This is a genomic window from Paenibacillus montaniterrae (assembly GCF_018403185.1).
Lineage (GTDB): Bacteria > Bacillota > Bacilli > Paenibacillales > Paenibacillaceae > Pristimantibacillus > Pristimantibacillus montaniterrae.
In genome coordinates this window covers 481,969-500,413 of sequence record NZ_BOSE01000003.1, presented here as the reverse complement: position 1 = coordinate 500,413, position 18,445 = coordinate 481,969, and the positions used below count along the sequence as shown (strand labels likewise).

Annotated in this window: 16 protein-coding genes; 7 read left to right on the top strand and 9 right to left on the bottom strand. The window is 48.2% G+C overall.

Annotated features, from left to right (window positions below):
* Positions 1–655 precede the first annotated feature (655 nt).
* The 9 genes from KJS52_RS11195 to KJS52_RS11155 all read right to left on the bottom strand — a co-directional run bounded on the left by KJS52_RS11195 (position 656) and on the right by KJS52_RS11155 (position 9,065).
* Positions 656–1,543: a hypothetical protein gene (locus KJS52_RS11195; RefSeq protein ID WP_213514981.1), complete on the bottom strand. Its 888-nt coding sequence runs from the start codon at positions 1,541–1,543 to the stop codon at positions 656–658.
* A gap of 15 nt (positions 1,544–1,558) precedes the next feature.
* Positions 1,559–2,503: a hypothetical protein gene (locus KJS52_RS11190; RefSeq protein WP_213514979.1), complete on the bottom strand. Its 945-nt coding sequence runs from the start codon at positions 2,501–2,503 to the stop codon at positions 1,559–1,561.
* Entirely contained in the window at positions 2,493–3,848 is a 1,356-nt protein-coding gene (locus tag KJS52_RS11185) for an ATPase, T2SS/T4P/T4SS family (protein WP_213514977.1), read from the bottom strand. The genes KJS52_RS11190 and KJS52_RS11185 overlap by 11 nt, the downstream gene beginning before the upstream one ends.
* A gap of 23 nt (positions 3,849–3,871) precedes the next feature.
* Entirely contained in the window at positions 3,872–4,720 is an 849-nt protein-coding gene (locus tag KJS52_RS11180) for a CpaE/TadZ family protein (RefSeq protein WP_213514975.1), read from the bottom strand.
* A complete protein-coding gene (locus KJS52_RS11175; protein ID WP_213514973.1) occupies positions 4,710–5,432 on the bottom strand; it encodes an SAF domain-containing protein in 723 nt (240 codons plus the stop codon). Before KJS52_RS11175 ends, KJS52_RS11180 begins: the two co-directional genes overlap by 11 nt.
* Before the next feature lie 151 nt (positions 5,433–5,583).
* Positions 5,584–5,934 (bottom strand): type II toxin-antitoxin system PemK/MazF family toxin, encoded by a 351-nt coding sequence (locus KJS52_RS11170; RefSeq protein ID WP_213514971.1) that lies wholly within the window; start codon positions 5,932–5,934, stop codon positions 5,584–5,586.
* A gap of 3 nt (positions 5,935–5,937) precedes the next feature.
* On the bottom strand, positions 5,938–6,219 hold the full coding sequence (locus KJS52_RS11165) for a CopG family ribbon-helix-helix protein (RefSeq protein ID WP_213514969.1): 282 nt from the start codon (positions 6,217–6,219) through the stop codon (positions 5,938–5,940).
* 279 nt (positions 6,220–6,498) lie between these two features.
* Entirely contained in the window at positions 6,499–7,674 is a 1,176-nt protein-coding gene (gene alr, locus KJS52_RS11160) for an alanine racemase (RefSeq protein WP_213514968.1), read from the bottom strand.
* A gap of 650 nt (positions 7,675–8,324) precedes the next feature.
* The gene (locus tag KJS52_RS11155) at positions 8,325–9,065 is read right to left on the bottom strand and encodes an SDR family oxidoreductase (RefSeq protein WP_213515185.1); all 741 of its coding nucleotides are present in this window, start codon (positions 9,063–9,065) and stop codon (positions 8,325–8,327) included.
* 168 nt (positions 9,066–9,233) lie between these two features.
* Here KJS52_RS11155 and KJS52_RS11150 point away from each other — a divergent pair, with 168 nt between their 5' ends.
* From KJS52_RS11150 to KJS52_RS11120, 7 genes are all read left to right on the top strand, one after another.
* On the top strand, positions 9,234–10,187 hold the full coding sequence (locus KJS52_RS11150) for an AraC family transcriptional regulator (protein ID WP_213514966.1): 954 nt from the start codon (positions 9,234–9,236) through the stop codon (positions 10,185–10,187).
* Positions 10,188–10,485: 298 nt separating this feature from the next.
* Positions 10,486–11,940 (top strand): PTS mannitol transporter subunit IIBC, encoded by a 1,455-nt coding sequence (locus KJS52_RS11145; RefSeq protein ID WP_213514964.1) that lies wholly within the window; start codon positions 10,486–10,488, stop codon positions 11,938–11,940.
* A gap of 471 nt (positions 11,941–12,411) precedes the next feature.
* Positions 12,412–14,475 carry a BglG family transcription antiterminator gene (locus tag KJS52_RS11140; RefSeq protein WP_213514962.1) on the top strand — a complete coding sequence of 688 codons (2,064 nt, stop codon included), beginning with the start codon at positions 12,412–12,414 and terminating at the stop codon, positions 14,473–14,475.
* A 1-nt stretch (position 14,476) separates the two neighbouring features.
* Positions 14,477–14,908 (top strand): PTS mannitol transporter subunit IIA, encoded by a 432-nt coding sequence (locus KJS52_RS11135; protein WP_213514960.1) that lies wholly within the window; start codon positions 14,477–14,479, stop codon positions 14,906–14,908.
* A gap of 1 nt (position 14,909) precedes the next feature.
* A complete protein-coding gene (locus KJS52_RS11130) occupies positions 14,910–16,067 on the top strand; it encodes a mannitol-1-phosphate 5-dehydrogenase (protein ID WP_213514958.1) in 1,158 nt (385 codons plus the stop codon).
* Positions 16,068–16,408: 341 nt separating this feature from the next.
* Positions 16,409–18,127 (top strand): phosphoenolpyruvate--protein phosphotransferase, encoded by a 1,719-nt coding sequence (gene ptsP, locus KJS52_RS11125; RefSeq protein ID WP_213514957.1) that lies wholly within the window; start codon positions 16,409–16,411, stop codon positions 18,125–18,127.
* Positions 18,128–18,150: 23 nt separating this feature from the next.
* Positions 18,151–18,411 carry an HPr family phosphocarrier protein gene (locus KJS52_RS11120; protein ID WP_213514955.1) on the top strand — a complete coding sequence of 87 codons (261 nt, stop codon included), beginning with the start codon at positions 18,151–18,153 and terminating at the stop codon, positions 18,409–18,411.
* The last annotated feature ends 34 nt before the right edge of the window (positions 18,412–18,445 follow it).

Sequence of the window (18,445 nt, the reverse complement as noted above, 5' to 3'; positions counted from 1 at the left end):
TCGGAAGCATAATCTTTTCGCTAGCGCTCAAGATTCGACGTCGACTATGCTACTAAGCGAATCAGCGTCATCAAAGTCCTGCTTTTGGGCTACCTCTTTCAAATAGAGGTTCAAATTGCTCGGCTTTCAGGACCAAGAAGATGGCACGATACTAGAAAGTGAGGAGCGCAGCGTAGGCAAAAGCTACGTGAGCACCGGAGCTTTCGGTAGCGTGACATATTCGACGTCGACTAAGCTACAACGATCAGCATCGTCATCAAAGTCGTGCAATTTAACCTACCTCTTTTCAAATAAAAGTCAAAAAGCAGGGCTTTCAGGACCAAGAAGCTTGGGCGCTAGTAGAAAATGAGGAGCGCAGCGTAGGCACTTGCTACGTGAGCACCGGAATTTTCGCTAGCGCTCAAGATTCGACGTCGACTATGCTACTAAGCGAATCATCGTCATCAAAGTCCTGCTTTTGGGCTACCTCTTTCAAATAGAGGTTCAAATTGCTCGGCTTTCAGGACCAAGAAGATGGCACGATACTAGAAAGCGAGGAGCGCAGCGTAGGCAACTGCTACGTGAGCACCGGAGCTTTCGGTAGCGTGACATATTCGACGTCGACTACGCTACAACGCCAGTCATCGTCATCAAAGTCGTGCAATTTAACCTACCTCTAGTTCATTGATGACATTAGCTTATTTACTTCTTGCACCCACGGATACAAAAACACCTGAAACGTATACAAAATCGGTATTCCAGCGATGACATACAAGACGTAGGAGCTAACCTCCTTGCGGCTTTCCTTGGCCAGCTCCAGCCGCTCCTTGTAATCGCGCAAATGTGCGCGCAATAGCTCATAAAAGCCAGCTTCATGCTGCTGCCGCAGCGCATCAATGCTTTCCACAAAGCTGATGCCCTCAGGCGTACCGATTTTCCTTTTCAATGTCTGCAGGGCATCAGCAGGGTCTTGATACCATTCCGCAAGTAATGTTTCCAGATCTCTGCGCAGCAGCTTGCTATAGGGGAGACAGCGGCGCAGCTTGTTGTGAATATGCAGATTCGAATCCTCAAAGTAAAGCAGCTGATGACTAATCGCATAAATTTCCCGGGTAATAGCAACAGCCCGCAGCTCGCGATACAGCTTTAGCCAGTACATATCTGTATGCAGCATGATCAATGCTGCCGCTGCAGCCGCAACAGCGCTGCCTGCTGCCATGTTCAGCTGCCACAGGCCATAGTTGGCGCCAGCTGCCAATGAAAAAAGCAGCAAGTAGCATAGCAACATAAGCAAGCGTCGGTATACGCTATAGCCGAGCACTGTCAGCTCAAAGCCGCAGCTCGCGAGCATCAGCGCACGCTCGCTTTCAAGCAGCTCCTCCCGCTTAAGAAACAGCAGTCTAAGCAAGCGGGAAGAAGGCTCGCGTTTGCGCCAGCTCCAAAGCCGTTGATACAGCAAAGCTGAGCTTGCTCTGGCAGGCAGCAGCGATAGCAGCATAGCAGCTGCTGTCAGACTGAACAAAAACTGCCCAGCCACAATTACATAATCGAGCCACTCGTACATATGCCTGCCTCCTCGTTAATTCAACTTTTTGCGCGATAAATACAATCCCATTAAAAAGGACAAAAAGATCATTACCATCATGTGCAGCAGCAGCTCTCGTCCTCCTGCATCATGGACGTAATACTGAATCGACTGCTCGCGATTATAGTATAGATTGATGCCAACAAACAGCATAAGAAATAATAGCGGCGTGAAGTTGGCAATGCGGATTTCAAGCAAGCGATGACGCTCCTGTTCGTTCGCCCGCCTCGCAGCTCGCATATCTCCAATGAGCTCGCGCAAGCTGCTGCTTATGCTGACACCTTCGCTCATGGCGACACGAAGCATCTGTACAAAATAATCCGCCCAAATATGCCCCAGCGCATGTGCGAATAGCTCAAGGCTTTCCTCATCACGCTCCAGTACGGACAAATTGCGGTAAAGCTGTTCAAAAATCCGCTTCATTCCGCCCGTCATTCGCTTCTCCTCGATCAAGCGTGCAAGTGCGACTTTAATTTGCCTCTCGCCTGTAATGAGATAGCATTGATAAAAGGCCTCGAGTGCTGGCAAAAAGTCAATCTGCGCTTCCAGTCTTCTATGGACAAGCAGCAAGCGCAATACGAGATAGGGAAGCAGCGCGATCATCGCGCCTAGCAGCAGCGTTCCTTGAAGCGTGCCAAAAATCCAGTAGCCAAGCAGCATTCCGCCAGCACCGAGCCCAAGCAGCACGCTGAAAAAATAATCGCCCTTGATCGGCAGCCGCAGTGAATGCATAAGCTGATGCAAATGTCTGATGATTGCAGCAAGCAGCCTGCTCGAGCAAAGCGGCAAACGTGACTGAGCGTTAGCTCTCACTCCTTGCTTTAGGCGGTCGCGCAGCGTTTTTCGCTGTGCAGCATGCTGCAGCAGCCAGTCGATTGCAACAAATAGCAGCACAAATATAGCGCCTAGCAAAATAATAGAAAGTGCATTAATGAGCATCCAAAATCCCTCCCTGCAGCTGGGGGAAGCGCAGTTTAAGCTCAGCCCAATTTATGCTCCAGTCATCAAGCTGCTCATTGTACGTTACCCAATCCTTAACGACAACCTCATCGTTCTCCCAGCCAATATGGGCGATTCTTGCAATTACTCTGCGCCCGTTAACGTATTTAAGCTGAATGCCTACCTCGGTTACATATTGAGCAATCCGCTTTACGAGTCGCCGCGGGTCCATCGCGCGTCCGTCGAGCATGCACATATCTACGATCGCCTCAGGCACATCCTCAAGCTCATTGGCATGAACCGTCGTCATGCTGCCGCGATGCCCGCGTGTGCAGGCGCGCACATATATATTGGCATCATCATCACGAATTTCAGCATGAATTATCCTCTGCGGCGACTGTCTTAGCGCAAGCTTGAACGCTTGCTTTGAGCTGTGCAAATAATCGTCCTCGTTAATTTCATATTCAATAATATTGCGTTCGGGATAATCGCGGCTGATCATCATTTCATAGCGCCCTTCAATCGTAACGAGCCGCTCTGAAGCCGGCAGCTCGGCAATTAATGCCTTGAGCAAATTTGTTTTTCCTGTGTTCGTTTGACCGATTAGCACCAAATTGTAGCGCGCAGTTAAAATAAGATGAAGAAGCTGAAGCATCATGGGGGATAGCATGCGGTATGGATCCTGAGCCAAAGCAAGCAAGGGGATATTGCGCAGCGTATAGAAGCGAATCGTAAGCGTAGGCCGCGCTGTATAACCGTTGCCGGTAATCGTAACACGCGAGCCGTCGCGCAGCATAACCTCGGCCCAACGTTTTTTCATATTGTATTGATCGTTATTAAACAGCACGAGGTTTTGCTGAATGCGCTCCACATCCTTCGTATGATCGAAGCGATAGCCTGACAAGCTGAGCCTCCCTCTTATGACCGTAAAAATTTGAGTGCCAACCACCTGAATTTCCTCCAGCCCCTCTGTTTCAGCAATAATCGCTTCAAGCACATGCAAGCCGACAATATCTGCAAATATCGCCTCTGCAAGCGTAGCGTACGGATGCTGGTAGCCTTCGATCTCCTGAATATGCAGCTGCAGCAGACGATCTGCAATTAAGTGCAGAATATAGCTTCTGGCGTCTGAATAGCCTAATACCGCCCGATTCAGCTGCTCACTATACTGCCTGCGTTCCTCATCATTGTTGCCGCGAGGTGTAGCAAGATAGCCTCTCAATTCATGGCACAGCTTTTGAAACTGCTCGACGCCTGCATGACCTTCATTAGCATGCTCCTGCTGTTTGCGCCGTTTCGACATATAGTCAAGTGCTGAAAAGCGTCGCACATTATGTTCATTCATTACGACTCATCACCTTTTCTCGTCTAATCTTGCTTAAACAGCATCGCGGCTGCAGCAGATAGTGATCGATTCCGTTTCAGCTTGCGGCTGCCCGCTGCTCGTTCCGATGCTGCAGGAGCGAAATGCTTTGCATAGGAGGATAGCCATTTGCTCCCTTCTCCCCGCTGCTTAAGCCATTGCTTTAATTCACCGCGATCCAATGCTTCATACAAGGAAAATGGAATTGTTACAGCTGGCAGCTCCTCTCCAGCAAACTGCGAATAGCAGTGCCGAGGCTGGTATAGTCCGCCTCTATGCTTAATCACTGCATAAAACAACGCTTTGCTGTCCAACTGAATATGACCTCCCATAACACCAATCCATGATAAATAATCCTCCTGAAAATGAGACAACGCATCAGTTGTCGCTACAATAATGCGCTCTGCCTCCAGCAAAGCGCTGATCGTTCCCGCATTGTCCCAATATGCGCTCACATCAAGCAGTACATAATCATATGCTTTGCGTGCAGTCTCGATCAGATGGGTCAGCTCCTCAACCCCGTAGAATTCAGCTGTTTCACGATAACGGTTGCCGAACAGGATATAGAGCTCCAGTGTACTGCTGTAGCGATGCATCGCATGATGCAGCAGCTGCTGATTTAAACTTTCATTGCGCAAATGCGGCAGCAATTCATCCAGGCTTGCTCGCTTTTCATCAACGCCGATATAACGGTGCAGCTTTGAGGATTTCAAGTTGAGGCACAAATAGGCGACGCGCTTATGCGTCTGTTCGGCAAGTCTGACACCGGTAGCCAGTGCGATCAGCGTTGTTCCGATATTCGGGGTCGTGCCAAGAAACGTAATCACATTGCTTGATCGTTCATCAGGATTCATGCATCATCTGTCCCTTCACTGGAGCCGGAAGCGAATGATAGGCAATGACCAGCTTGCTTTGTCCATCGCTGCAGCGACGATCGATTTCCAGCCATTGCTGCTCCGTAAGATTTACATTAATATGCTCAATCATGCCGTTGGCGTCTCGGCGCGACGCATACATTTGCTCTGCATTGCCTCTAATAATTGCGTGCTTGTCCGCCTCGTCGGGAACATCGACCTCATTGTTGGAGCCCGTCTTGACAGAGGCGACAATAATCCCTTCCTGAAACAGCCGCTCCGAGTCTCCTTCCACCGAGGAAATGTAAATCCATACTTCATCTCCGGCTCGAATGCCATTGGAAATCGATTTGATGTAATCCTTCGGAATTTGAAAGGTTGCCTGCTGCTCGCCTGGATGGAGGGAGAATTTGTTGAGCTTCCAATGCAGTATCGGCTCTTCGGCACCAAGCGGGATGACAGCCTCCTGTCCAACAACGTCCTCTATGTTGTAAATCATATCGTCTGTCGCAATTGATACAGGAATCGCCATCCAGGCCAACTGCTCGGATGTAATAAATTGTCCCGCGTCTATCCAGCGATTAGGAACGATAATGCTAACGCGTTCCTCAGCCTGTACACGCTCCAGCTGCACATAATACAAGCCGTATACAGCAAGCGCTGCAAGCAGTGCAGCAGCTAGCGACAGCAGCATTCTTCGTCTGCTTATCATCGGTTTCACCTCACTTCTGTACTTTAAGAGCAAGAAAAATGAACTAAACAACAAAAAACGCAACGTCTGCCACAAGGGCAATAACGTTGCGTTCTTCACACGTTCATATTCATTTTCTATATCATAACAAAACGTGAAATAATTGTCTATTCTAAAAATCAATTAATCCCACACTAATTAATAAAGCATCGTCTACCTTACGCATCGTTTCATCATCCAGATGCGTAATTTTATCGGTAAGACGCTGCTTGTCAATTGTGCGTATTTGCTCTAATAACACAACAGAATCACGGTCAAAGCCGTGCTTTTCAGCATCCATCTCTACATGCGTAGGCAGCTTTGCTTTTTGTATCTGGGCTGTAATCGCTGCGACGATAACTGTTGGACTGAATCGATTACCAATATCATTTTGAATGACAAGTACAGGCCTGACCCCTCCTTGCTCGGAGCCGACCACAGGTGATAAATCCGCAAAAAAAACATCTCCGCGTTTTACGATCAATCCCTACACCCCGCTAACAAGACGACCTAGAGTATGGTCTGCTTCTTCCTCCGCTTGAAAAGCTTCCGAGGCAATATTCAAATTTATTCTTGCCATCTCCATGTAGCCTCGCTGCATCTTTTCCCGAATTTGTCTTTTTTTCCTTTCGAGCAGATACAGTTTCATTGCTTGGCGAATGAACTCGCTGCGATTTGAATTTTCAGTTGCGACAATTCCATCTACTTCTTCCAGCAATTGATCTGGCAAGCTGATCATGATTCGCTTTGTATTATGAATATTGGCCACAGAATTCGCACCTCCAAAACTTTTCCAACACTATACTACACATTATGACATAAATATATCTATTCTATACTTCAATATATATGAAGCATATATATCAAGTATGCTATACCTTCGTATAATGGTTTCGAGCTTTGCTCTAATAATCCTTTTATGGCTTCGACAAAAAAGGATATGTAATCTTTACCAATCATACATAGCGACCTAGCTTCCCACATTACTTCTATATTACACCACATCAAGTGCATAAGCTATACAAAATTGGAGAGAAAATTATCCATTTTATACTCTGTTGCTGATGGCAATAACCTTTCCGTTTTCAATATAGCGGCGCGGCACTCGACTGGACAGCGCGCAGGTCAGCTCATAATTGATCGTTCCGATTTGGTCAGCAACCTCTTCCATTGAAATACACTCGCTGCCCTGCTTGCCAATCAGCACAACCTCTTGATCGTGCAGCTCCTCCAATGTATAATGCTGCTTCAGCTTCTCCAGCGACACCATGCACTGATCCATGCAAATCGCGCCTACTACTGGAATACGCGTTCCTTTGAGCAGCACCTGGGCTTTTCCGGTAAGCATGCGGCTGAAGCCGTCGGCATAGCCAATTGGCAGCGTGCCGATCCATTCATTTTGCTTGGCATAATAGCGCGCGCCATAGCTGATCCCCCAGTCATCAGGAACCTGCTTGGTGTGTACCAGCCTCGTTTTCAGGCTAAGCACTGGCTCCAGCTTAATATGCTGCTTCTCCACCTCATCAGAAGGGTACATGCCGTACATGGCAATTCCAAGCCGCACCATATCACCAGTCCATTGCGGCGTGTCCATGCTGCCCGCGCTATTCGCAGCGTGAATGATTGGAATATCCCAGCCCTGCTGCCTAACATAGCGCTCGATTTCATGAAAGCGCTCATATTGCAAAGCGGTATAAGCTTTATCAGCTTCATCCGCCTTGGAATAATGCGTAAAAATTCCTTCGACATCCAGGCTGTCTAATGCCCGTGCTCGCTGAATAAAATCAAGCGCCTCGGCTGTGCCAAGCACCCCAAGCCGTCCCATTCCTGTATCGACTTTAATATGCACCTTTAATCGCTCATCCTGGGCTGTCAGCCCGCTTGCTGCAGCCAGCTGATCTTCCCGATACAAGGTGACCGTTACTCGATGCTGCTGTGCCAGCTCAAGATGCTCTGGCGCGACAAAGCCGAGCACCAGAATCGGCATCATAATGCCTTCGCTGCGCAGCTGCAAAGCCTCATCCAAAAAGGCAACGCCCAAATAATCAAGTCCGTAGCGCTGCGCGGCACGAGCAATTTCCACTACGCCGTGACCGTATGCATTCGCCTTTACGGAAGCGAGAATTTTCGTTCCAGGCTTCAGTCCTTTTCTAACCTGCTCTATATTATGGTAAAGGGCATCCAATGAAATATCTGCCCAGGTTGGTCGATAATATGTGCTCAATTGCTCCACCTACTTTTTCATTGCTACTACGTCAATAGTTGTTATGTTACGCCTTGTTGCTGGCAGTGTCAATGTTGAGAAGCGCTTTAATTTTGATAGTGCTTTGAGACGCCAATTGCGTCTGTTTTCATTCGATGCTGCGGTTCGTTAAATAGCAAAAAAAGGTATGTGCATCAGCTAGTCAGTGAATGCTGACAATCTGCACATACCCTCATCATGTTGCTTAAAGCTACTTATGACTACATCGTCATCAAAGCCGAGCTTTTTGAACATCCTTTCTAATAAACGTTCAAAAAGCAGGGCTTTCAGGACCAAGAAGATGGCACGATACCAGAAGGCGAGGAGCGCAGCGTAGGCAAAAGCTACGTGAGCACCGCAGCTTTCGGTAGCGTGACATATTCGCCGTCGACTACGCTACAACGAAACAGCATCGTCATCAAAGTCGTGCTTTTTGAACTCCCTTTCCAATAAAAGTTCAAAAAGCTCGGCTTTCAGGACCAAGAAGATGGGATGAAGCTTAGAAATTACGGAGCGCAGCGTAGGTGATAACTACGTGAGCACCGTAAATTTCGGCTGAATTCCATATTCGCCGCCGACTACGCTACAACGCAATCGCATCGTCATCAAAGCCGAGCTTTTTGAACCACCTCTTAAATGAAGCCGCCGTTTACTCTAAGCGTCTGACCTGTCACCCAGCTTGCCTCCTCACTGGCTAAAAAGGCGATGACACCCGCTATATCCTGCGGCTCTCCAAGCCGTTTAAATGCGTTCATATTGCTTATCGCCTCGACCTGCTGCTCACTTTTGCCTTGCAGGAACAGCTCAGTACGAACTGGTCCTGGAGCTATGGCGTTAATCGTGATTCCTTTGGCGCCAAATTCCTTTGCCAGCTGGCGCGTAAATTGCTCAACTGCTCCCTTGGTGCCGGCATAAACACTGTAAGCAGGGAACATGTGTCCAGCAACAGAGGTGGATATATTAATAATTCTTCCATTATTCTCCATATGCTGCATCGCCTGCTGACAAGTGAAGTAGGTGCCTTTTACATTTATCGCAAAATGCTTGTCGAATTCCTCCTCCGTTACCTGTTCAATCATTTGATTGTTCATGTAGCCGGCATTATTGACGAGGATATCGACCTTGCCATAGGCTGCGATGGTTTGAGCGAACAGCGCCTGAATATCGTCCAGCTTGCTTATGTCGGCAGCGATTGCTGCTGCGCTTCCCCCATTGCCTACAATATCCTCTACCAGTGCATCGGCTTCCTCCGTGCTTCTGGCGTAGTTTACAACAACGGAAGCACCAAGCGCTGCAAGCTGCTTCGCTATGCTGCTGCCAATTCCTCTTGATGCTCCTGTAACAATCGCAACCTTCCCTTGCAAATTCGTCATAATTTTTCTCCCTCTTTCTGTTCGTTCGCTGATTTGATAAATGCTATAGTTCAAGTTTAGAGCCTCCAGCCTTTCAAACGGTAGCATAATCTTCGCTTATGATTGCCTAATCCTACAAACTGCGATACGATTTGTTTAAGATAATAATCTGTGGAAGGAGCTGCTGCCATGAGCGACAACCGACTAAATCCAGCTATATTAGAGCGTCAGCAGGAGCTGGCATTCAAAATTCAATCATTAGTTCATACTGACGGTTTTCATCAAACTGCTATTCCAGCCTTGAAATTAATTCGCGCTTCCACCACAACTGAGCCGCTGCTGTCGCTTTATGAGCCTTCGTTAATTATGATTGCACAGGGCTCGAAAATCGTAAATTTAGGCAATGAAAGCTATTATTATGATGAAGCAACGTATCTTGTAGCTTCGGTTCACCTGCCTATCACGGGACAAATTATCCAGGCGAGCCCTGAAAAGCCGTACCTTTGCGCTCAGCTGAGCTTTAGTACTGAGCAAATTATTGAAAGCTTCAAGCAAATAAGTGAGCTGCAAATGCGCAAAGGCGAAACAGAGCGAGGTATGGCTGTAAGCAAAACCAATTATCCTTTGCTCGATGCTGTTGTCAGGCTTGTCTCACTGCTGGAAACGCCCGAGCATATTGCAGCCTTGTCGCCTTTAATTACGTCTGAAATCATTTATCGACTGCTGCAGGATGAGCAGGGCCGACATATGAGACAATTTGCAATGATGGGCAGTCATGCGCATTCCATCGCAGGCGTTATCGGATATATTCAGTCTCATTACGCCGATCATTTTACGATTCAAGAGCTGGGACAAATCGCAAATATGAGTGTTTCCGCTCTCCATCTTCATTTCAAAAAAGTAACCGCAATGAGCCCTTTGCAGTATCAAAAGCTGATCAGGTTGCAGGAAGCGCGCCGCCTTCTAATCTCGGAAGGAATTGACGCTGCAGAGGCTGCTTTTCGGGTAGGCTACGAAAGCACGACTCAATTTAGCCGCGAATATGCGCGCATGTTCGGCTTGCCGCCAATTCGCGATGTAAAACGGCTAAAGAACTCATTAACAACGCACCCTCTGTTCCATTACACTGGTAATACAACATGACCATTTAACGTTATCCAGTTTCCATACAGTTTTTCCTGCAACCCCTTTACGGACTTTTTGACTGCTTCTTTCTAAACCCCCCTCGTTTTAAACTCCACTTCTCCTTAAACTATTCCGACTATGCCCGATCGAGCAGATTTACGGGCATAAAGCTCCATTTATAAAAAGTTGGCAACAGCGATGCTGACGAAACCGAATTTTGAATTTGTTGAATATGAAAGCGCTGCAATTTACGATAGAGCTAACAACTGGCCGGTTCCCGCGCCAGGTCAGTGAAATAAATTTGGGAGGTTTAGCTATGAGTAAAGTTGCTACTACGCAATCTCAAGCAGGCGGCTTTAAAGTAAAGGTTCAACGCTTCGGAAGATTTTTGAGCGGCATGGTTATGCCAAATATCGGTGCGTTTATTGCATGGGGCTTAATTACGGCGCTGTTTATTCCGACAGGCTGGTTTCCGAACGAAAGTCTGGCTGCCCTAGTCGGGCCAATGATTACGTATTTGCTGCCACTGCTTATCGGCTATACAGGCGGTTCCATGATTCATGGGGTGCGAGGCGGTGTAATTGGAGCCGTCGCCACGATGGGGGTTATCGTCGGTGCAGATATTACAATGTTTCTCGGTGCTATGATCGTCGCGCCAATTGCGGCCTGGATTCTTAAAAAGTTTGACCAGGCGATTGAAGGAAAAATTCCAGCAGGCTTTGAAATGCTGGTCAACAACTTTTCATCCGGAATTATTGGAGGTGCGCTGGCACTATTAGCCTACAAAGCAATCGGCCCCGTTATTGCAGGCTTGAGCTCGATTATGGCCAAAGGCGTAGAGTTTCTTGTTGAAACAGGTCTGCTGCCGCTTGCCAGCATTTTAATCGAGCCGGGTAAGGTGCTGTTCCTGAACAATGCCATTAACCACGGTATTCTCGGGCCGCTGGCACTGGATCAAGCTGCGAAGGCGGGACAATCCGTCATTTACATGCTGGAGTCCAATCCTGGCCCAGGGCTTGGCATATTGCTTGCGTTCTGGCTTGTTGGCAAAGGAACTGTCAAAAGCTCTGCGCCTGGTGCAGCGATTATCCATTTCTTTGGCGGCATTCATGAAATTTACTTCCCGTACATTTTGATGAAACCTGCTCTAATTTTAGCTGCAATTGCTGGTGGGGCTGCAGGTGTGTTTACTTTTCAAATTTTCGGTGCCGGGCTTGTCGCTGCACCTTCGCCAGGAAGTATTATCGCCTACTTCACCATGACGCCAAAGGGCGGACATTTAGGGATGCTGGCTGGCGTGCTCGTTGCAACAGTCGTATCCTTCCTGATCGCCTCGCTTATTATTAGAACGGGCAAGCAAAAGGATGAAGAGGACGGCTCGCTTGAAGAGGCTCAAGCAAAAATGCAGGAGATGAAGGCACAGGCCAAAGGAACTGCTGCTGCGCCTGTAGCTGCTGCAACAGAAGTAAGCTACAACAGCGTACAAAAAGCAAAGGCAGATGTGAACAAAATCGTGTTTGCATGCGACGCAGGAATGGGCTCCAGCGCAATGGGCGCATCCTTGCTGCGTAAAAAGCTGACAAACGCAGGCGTAAACGTACAGGTTATCAATACTGCAATCAACGATATACCAGCCGATGCTGATATTGTCGTAACCCACCAAACGTTAACGGAGCGTGCCAAGCTTAAAGCTCCGCAGGCAGAGCATATTTCGATTGAGAATTTTATGAAGAGTCCAGCCTACGACGAAATAGTTGAACGCCTAAAGTAGAGAGGTAGTTCAAAAAGTTCGACTTTGATGACGAGGTGTTTGCGTTGCAGCTTAGTCGACGGCGAATATGTCACGCTACCGAAGGCTCCGGTGCTCACGTAGCTTTTGCCTACGCTGCGCTCCTCGCCTTCTAGTATCGTGCCATCTTCTTGGTCCTGAAAGCCGAATTTTTGAACTTTCATTGGAAGAGGTTGTTCAAAAAGTTCGACTTTGATGACGAGGTTACTCTCTGTAGCGGATTCGACGGCGAATCTTGAACGCTAGCGAAAATTCCGGTGCTCACGTAGGTCTATCTACGCTGCGCTCCTCATTTTCTACTAGTGTTCAAGCTTCTTGGTCCTGAAAGCCGAATTTTTGAAACTTTCATTGGAAGGGGTTGTTCAAAAATTAGAATTCTTACTTTAATAACGTTGACGCTTTTGCGTTAACGTTATGCTTGCTTCCATCCTCGTTTATGAAGGGAGGTTGAATATGAGCTCGTTATCGTCAAGACAGCTTCGTTTAATTGATTTGCTGCTGGAGCAGCAGCAGGATGTTACGGTTGCCTATATTGCAGATATGCTCGGCATAAGCGCGCGGACGGTTCATCGTGAGTTGAATTCGATTGAACAGTATTTGACTACGTTCGGAATTGAGCTGCAAAAGAAGTCAGGCTCGGGCATCCGCCTTGCAGGCGACGACAAGCAGCTTGCTGCACTGCAAGGGCAGCTTCACAATAAGCTGCCGGCTGACATGGATGCAGCCGAAAGAAAGATTAGTGTGCTGTGCATTTTGCTGCAGCAGCTTGAGCCGATCAAGCTGTATTCGCTGGCACATGAGCTGCATGTGACGATGCCTACTGTCAGCTATGATTTGGATGATTTGGAGTCGATCATCAGTCTGCATCAGCTGCAGCTTGTTCGCAGGCGCGGCTATGGTGTTGAGCTTACTGGCCATGAGCTCGATAAGCGCAAATTGATCGCAACATTAGTTACAAGCTATTTGGATGATTCGCAGCTGATCAGCTATGTGCACGCTGCAGAGGCCACTCAGCCGATTGCCAATCATCTGCTAAGCATGGTCGGCAGACAAACCTTTCAAATCATTGAGCAAATTGTTTGGTCGATGCAGGAAAGGCTCGATCGACCACTAAAGGAAACCACGTATACAAGGCTGCTGCTGCATATGTCGATTGCTGTTACCCGCTGCATGAGCGGACACCCTTTGCCTGCGCAGCAAAAGCAGCTGCAATCGGAGCTAACCGACGAGCTTGCGCAGCAGCTTGTGCAACGACTGGACGTTCAGCTGCCGCCGGCGGAGAAGCTTTATCTTGAGCAATTGCTCAGGCAAGCCTTCGAGCAGGATCAAGAGCTCAATTTATATGCAGAGCAGCCTTATATCAATGAAGTCGTAACCAAGCTGTCTCACTATGTAGAACAGCACATGCAAGAGCCAGTAACACAGGATGCTTCGCTGAATGAAGGGTTGGTCCGACATATGCTGCCCGCCCTACAACGAATTCAAGAGGGCCTGGCGATTCGCAATCCGATGCTTTCACAAATTAAAAAAGACTACGCCCAGCTTTATAGCATTATTGCCGCGCATATCCAGCAGCTGATGCCGCATATTCAATTGCCTGAAGAGGAAATCGGCTATATTACGATGCATTACGGAGCAGCAATCGAACGATTGAAGCAGCTCCCCGGTCAGCTTAAGGCGATTATCGTATGTACGAGCGGCATCGGCTCATCGAAGCTGCTGGCTAGCCGCTTGGCTAAGGAATTTCCACAAATCGAGCAAATTGGACACTACAGCTGGTATGAAGCGGCCCGTTTGCCAAGATCATACTATGACTTTATTATTTCTACGGTCAATTTGCCGCTTGAGCCAAATCAGTATATTCGGCTTAGCCCGCTTATTACGAGCGAGGAAATCGCCAAGCTGAAGCAGTACATGCAAAGCTATGCGCTTGCTCGACAAGCTCCGCTCGCACGCAATATGCCGCCGCAACAAGCTGCGCAAGCTCAGCATTGGTTTCAAGAGCTGCAGCTTATTTCACGGGCTGCCCTGCAAATTATGGAGCCCTTCGATCGTTACATCGTTGAATCTAGCGATCCATCGCGTACGATTCATGAGCTGTTGCCCGAGCTGCTGCTAAGGCTGAAGGAGCAAACAGCGATTCAAAATGTTGACGCTGTCGTACAGCAGCTGCTGCTAAGAGAAAAGCAAGGCAGCATCGTGCTTCCGGATACTGCGATTGCCTTTATTCATGCTCGTCATGAAGCGGTGGCAAAGCCGATTGTTGCACTATTTCGCTTGAGCAGGAAAATCCGCTTGCGTAGTGATGAAGATACACAGGTTCAGCATATTTTGCTGATGCTGGCTCCAAAGCGGCTTGACAAATATAGTCTGGAAATTTTAAGCGAGCTTAGCGCCATGCTGCTGCTGCCCGAGTTAATTCAGCTGCTGCAGCATGCAGAAGCAGCGCAAATCAAATCATTTATTTCCAATCAGCTTGAGCAGCACTTTAAACATAAATTGAATTGGAGAGATTAAGATGACAATGCTGTCAGTAGATAAAGTGAAAATTCACGCTAAAGTAACAGATAAATACGATGCGATCAAGCAAGCTGGACAAATGCTGGTCGATGGCGGGCATGTGCCTCCGCAATACATTGAAAAAATGATCGAGCGAGAAGAACTGCTGTCCACCGACTTGGGCGGCGGACTCGCTATGCCGCATGGAACAAATGAAGCTAAAGCTCTTATTCAATCTACCGGAATGGCGATTTTAACAATTCCTGAAGGCGTCGATTTTGGCGGCGAAGAGCCTGTAAAGCTAGTTATCGCGCTAGCAGCCTTAGGCGACGATCATATGGAAATTTTAACGAATGTAGCTAGTCTTGTATCTGATGAAAATGAACTGGAGCAGATTCTAAACGAAACATCAGCCGAAAAGCTTGTGAGCATTTTTCACGGAGGATCGTGATATGAGGGCGATTCATTTCGGCGCTGGAAATATCGGACGCGGCTTTATCGGACTGCTGCTTTCCCAAGCCGGCTATAAGGTGACCTTCGTAGACGTTAATCAAGCTCTCGTGCAGCAACTTAATGAGCGGCAGCAATATGAGGTGCAATACGCCAATGCCGCTCAAGAGCGAACGATCGTCAAGCATGTCGATGCGATAGTCGGCACTGAATTGACTCAAGTAAGCGAAGCCATTATCGCAGCGGATATCGTCACTACTGCTGTTGGCGTCAATATTCTAAAGAGGATCGCGCCAGCCATCGCCGAAGGAATAAGACAGCGCATGAAGCTGCATCTTCCGCCATTAACGGTTATAGCGTGCGAAAATGCGATTCGCGCCACCAGCTTGCTAAAGCAGGAAATTGCCGCGCTGCTGCCTGAAGAAATCTCAGCTAATTTAGAGAGATTCGCCCGCTTTCCTGACGCCGCAGTAGATCGAATCGTGCCGCTGCAGCATCATGATGATCCTCTGTTCGTTACAGTTGAGCCATTCTACGAGTGGACAATTGAAAGCAAGCATTGGCCGAGGCAGCTGCCGTTCATTCATAACGCTCACTATGTAGAGCAGCTCGATCCCTATATCGAGCGTAAGCTGTTTACCGTAAATACAGGTCATATTGCCGCTGCGTATCTCGGCCAGCTAAAGGGCTACACGACGATTCAAGAGGCAATGCAGGACGCGGAGCTTGAAATGGAAGTTAGAACGTCGCTGCTGGAAACAGGCGCTGCCTTAATTGCGCATTACGGGCTGAAGCGCAGCGAGCATGAAGCCTATATTGAGCTAATTATCGAACGATTTAAAAATCCGTATATTACGGACGAAATTGCCCGTGTCGGCCGCTCGCCTATCCGCAAGCTATCGCCGCAGGACCGCCTCGTTCGTCCTGCCATGCTTGCCCAAAAGTATGGGATAGAGGCGCATACGCTGGCCAAGGTTATAGCAGCCGCTTTCCTTTTTCATGCCGAAGATGATCAAGAGACGCAGGAGCTGCAGCACTATTTGCAGAAGCATGGTATAGATGCAGCAATTGAAAGGTTTACAGGACTTGCTGCCAATGAGCCATTGCATGGCAAAGTCAAGCTGCAGTATGAGCAGCTTAAGGCACAAGGGAAAAAGTAAGCTTACAGTTACGACGTACTTTTCATGTGTACCAGGAAGCTTGCTTGACAGATCCACATGAAAAGTGGCTTATGCTTTCGACGTAACTTTTTGCAGCGTAGAAGCGTCTCAGGACGGACTCAAAAAGTTTGCTTATGCTTTCGATGTACTTTTCATGTGTACCAGGAAGCTTGTTCGACAGATCCACATGAAAAGTTGCTTATGCTTTCGACGTAACTTTTTGCAGCGTAGAAGCGTCTCAGGACGGACTCAAAAAGTTTGCTTATGCTTTCGACGTACTTTTCATGTGTACCAGGAAGCTTGTTCGACAGATCCACATGAAAAGTTTGAGGAGGTTTTATATGACAACCAGCTATAAAGGTATTGCAGCTTCTCCTGGTATTGCGATTGCTCAGGCAGTTGTGGTTAAGCAGGAGCATTATGTGCCGGTTGCTTCTACTATAGTGGATGCACAAGCCGAGTGGCAGCGCTTTGAGCAGGCGCTGCAGGCTGCCAAGCATGATATCGAGCGCATTTATCAGCTTACGCATGACAAGCTGGGAGCTGATCACGCAGAAATTTTTGAAGGGCATCTGATGATGCTGGAAGATCCCGAGCTGATTGAAAGCGTTGCGCTCGCGATTAAGGATGAAATGCTGAATGCAGAGTTTGCGCTGCATCGTACAGCGCAGCAATTTATTCAAATGCTGCTTGAGCTTGACGATGAAATGCTGCGCGGCAGAGCGTCGGATATTCAAGATATTGCAGGGCGGATTTTGAGCCATTTGCGTGGAGTGAAGCATATTGACTTATCTGCGCTCGATGAGGATTGCATCATTATTGCGCATGACCTTGCCCCTTCCGATACTGCTCAGCTAAAGCTTGAGCTTGTACGAGGCTTTATTACGGAAGCAGGAAGCCGCACCTCTCATTCTGCAATCATGGCACGATCATTGGAGCTGCCAGCCGTTGTTGGTGTCGGTCAAGCGATCTTGGACGTTAATAACGGCGCGATGCTCATCATCGACGGCAACAAAGGCGAGGTTCATGTTCACCCCAGTGAACAGCTGCTTGCTCACTATGAAGCGGAAAAACTCGCCTATGATGCAAAACAGGCAAATTTGCGCAAGCTCGTCCATGAACCGTCCATTTCAACAGACGGCCATCGGGTCGAGCTGGCGGCCAATATCGGAAAGCTGGAAGATATTGAGCGAGCGCTGCAAAACGGCGCTGAAGGCATCGGCTTGTTTCGCAGCGAATTTCTATATATGAGCCGCAATACGCTGCCAACAGAAGAGGAGCAGTTTAATAGCTACAAATATGCGCTAGAGAAAATGAACGGCAAGCCTGTCGTCATTCGCACACTCGATATTGGCGGAGACAAGGATCTCCCTTACCTGCAGCTGCCTAAAGAGGATAATCCGTTTCTTGGTCAGCGCGCCTTGCGCTTTTGCCTCGCTAATCCTGAGCTGTTTCGCACCCAGCTGCGCGCCTTGCTGCGAGCAAGCGTGCACGGCAATTTGAAAATAATGTTCCCGATGGTCGCTGTTTTGGAGGAGCTGTTCGAGGCCAAGCACTTGTTGGCGGAAGAGCGGCAGCGCTTGCTAGAGGAAGGAATTGCGGTCAGTGATCATATCGAGGTTGGCATTATGGTCGAGGTTCCTTCAGTTGCAGTGTCGGCAGACCTGTTTGCCCAGCATGTAGATTTCTTTAGCATCGGAACTAATGATCTTATTCAATACACGATGGCTGCAGATCGCATGAACAAAAGCTTGAGCTATCTATACCAGCCGCTCCACCCCGCTATTTTGCGAATGGTCAAAATGGTTATTGACGCAGCGAGACAGCATGGCAAATGGGTAGGCATGTGCGGTGAGATGGCTGGCGATCAAAACGCTGTACCTTTGCTGTTAGGGCTGGGATTGCATGAGTTCAGCATGAGTTCCTCCTCCATTCTTGCAGCGCGCGAGCTAATTACATCGCTAGACCAATCCCAATGGAGCGAGCTTGCTGAGCAAGCCCTTCAGTTTACCCATTCTGCAGCGATCACGCAGTTTGTACAGCAACAGCTACAACGATAACGAGCAAAATTGGAGTGATTCAGATGGTAAGTCAAACCTATAAAATTGCAAACCCTACGGGCTTTCATGTTCGGCCAACCAAAACATTTGTCCAGTTAGCCAGCACTTATCCGTGCAAAATCACCGTCCACAATAAAGGAAAAAAAGCAAACGGCAAAAGCTCCCTGACGATGCTGACACTTGGCATCACTGCAAATGACGAGGTGCTGCTGGAAGTGGAAGGCGAGCAAGAGCAGGAAGCGCTGCAGGAGCTTGGCAAGCTGCTGACGGCGATTTACGAATAAAACAAACAAGCTCCCCTTGGGGCAAGCACGGATT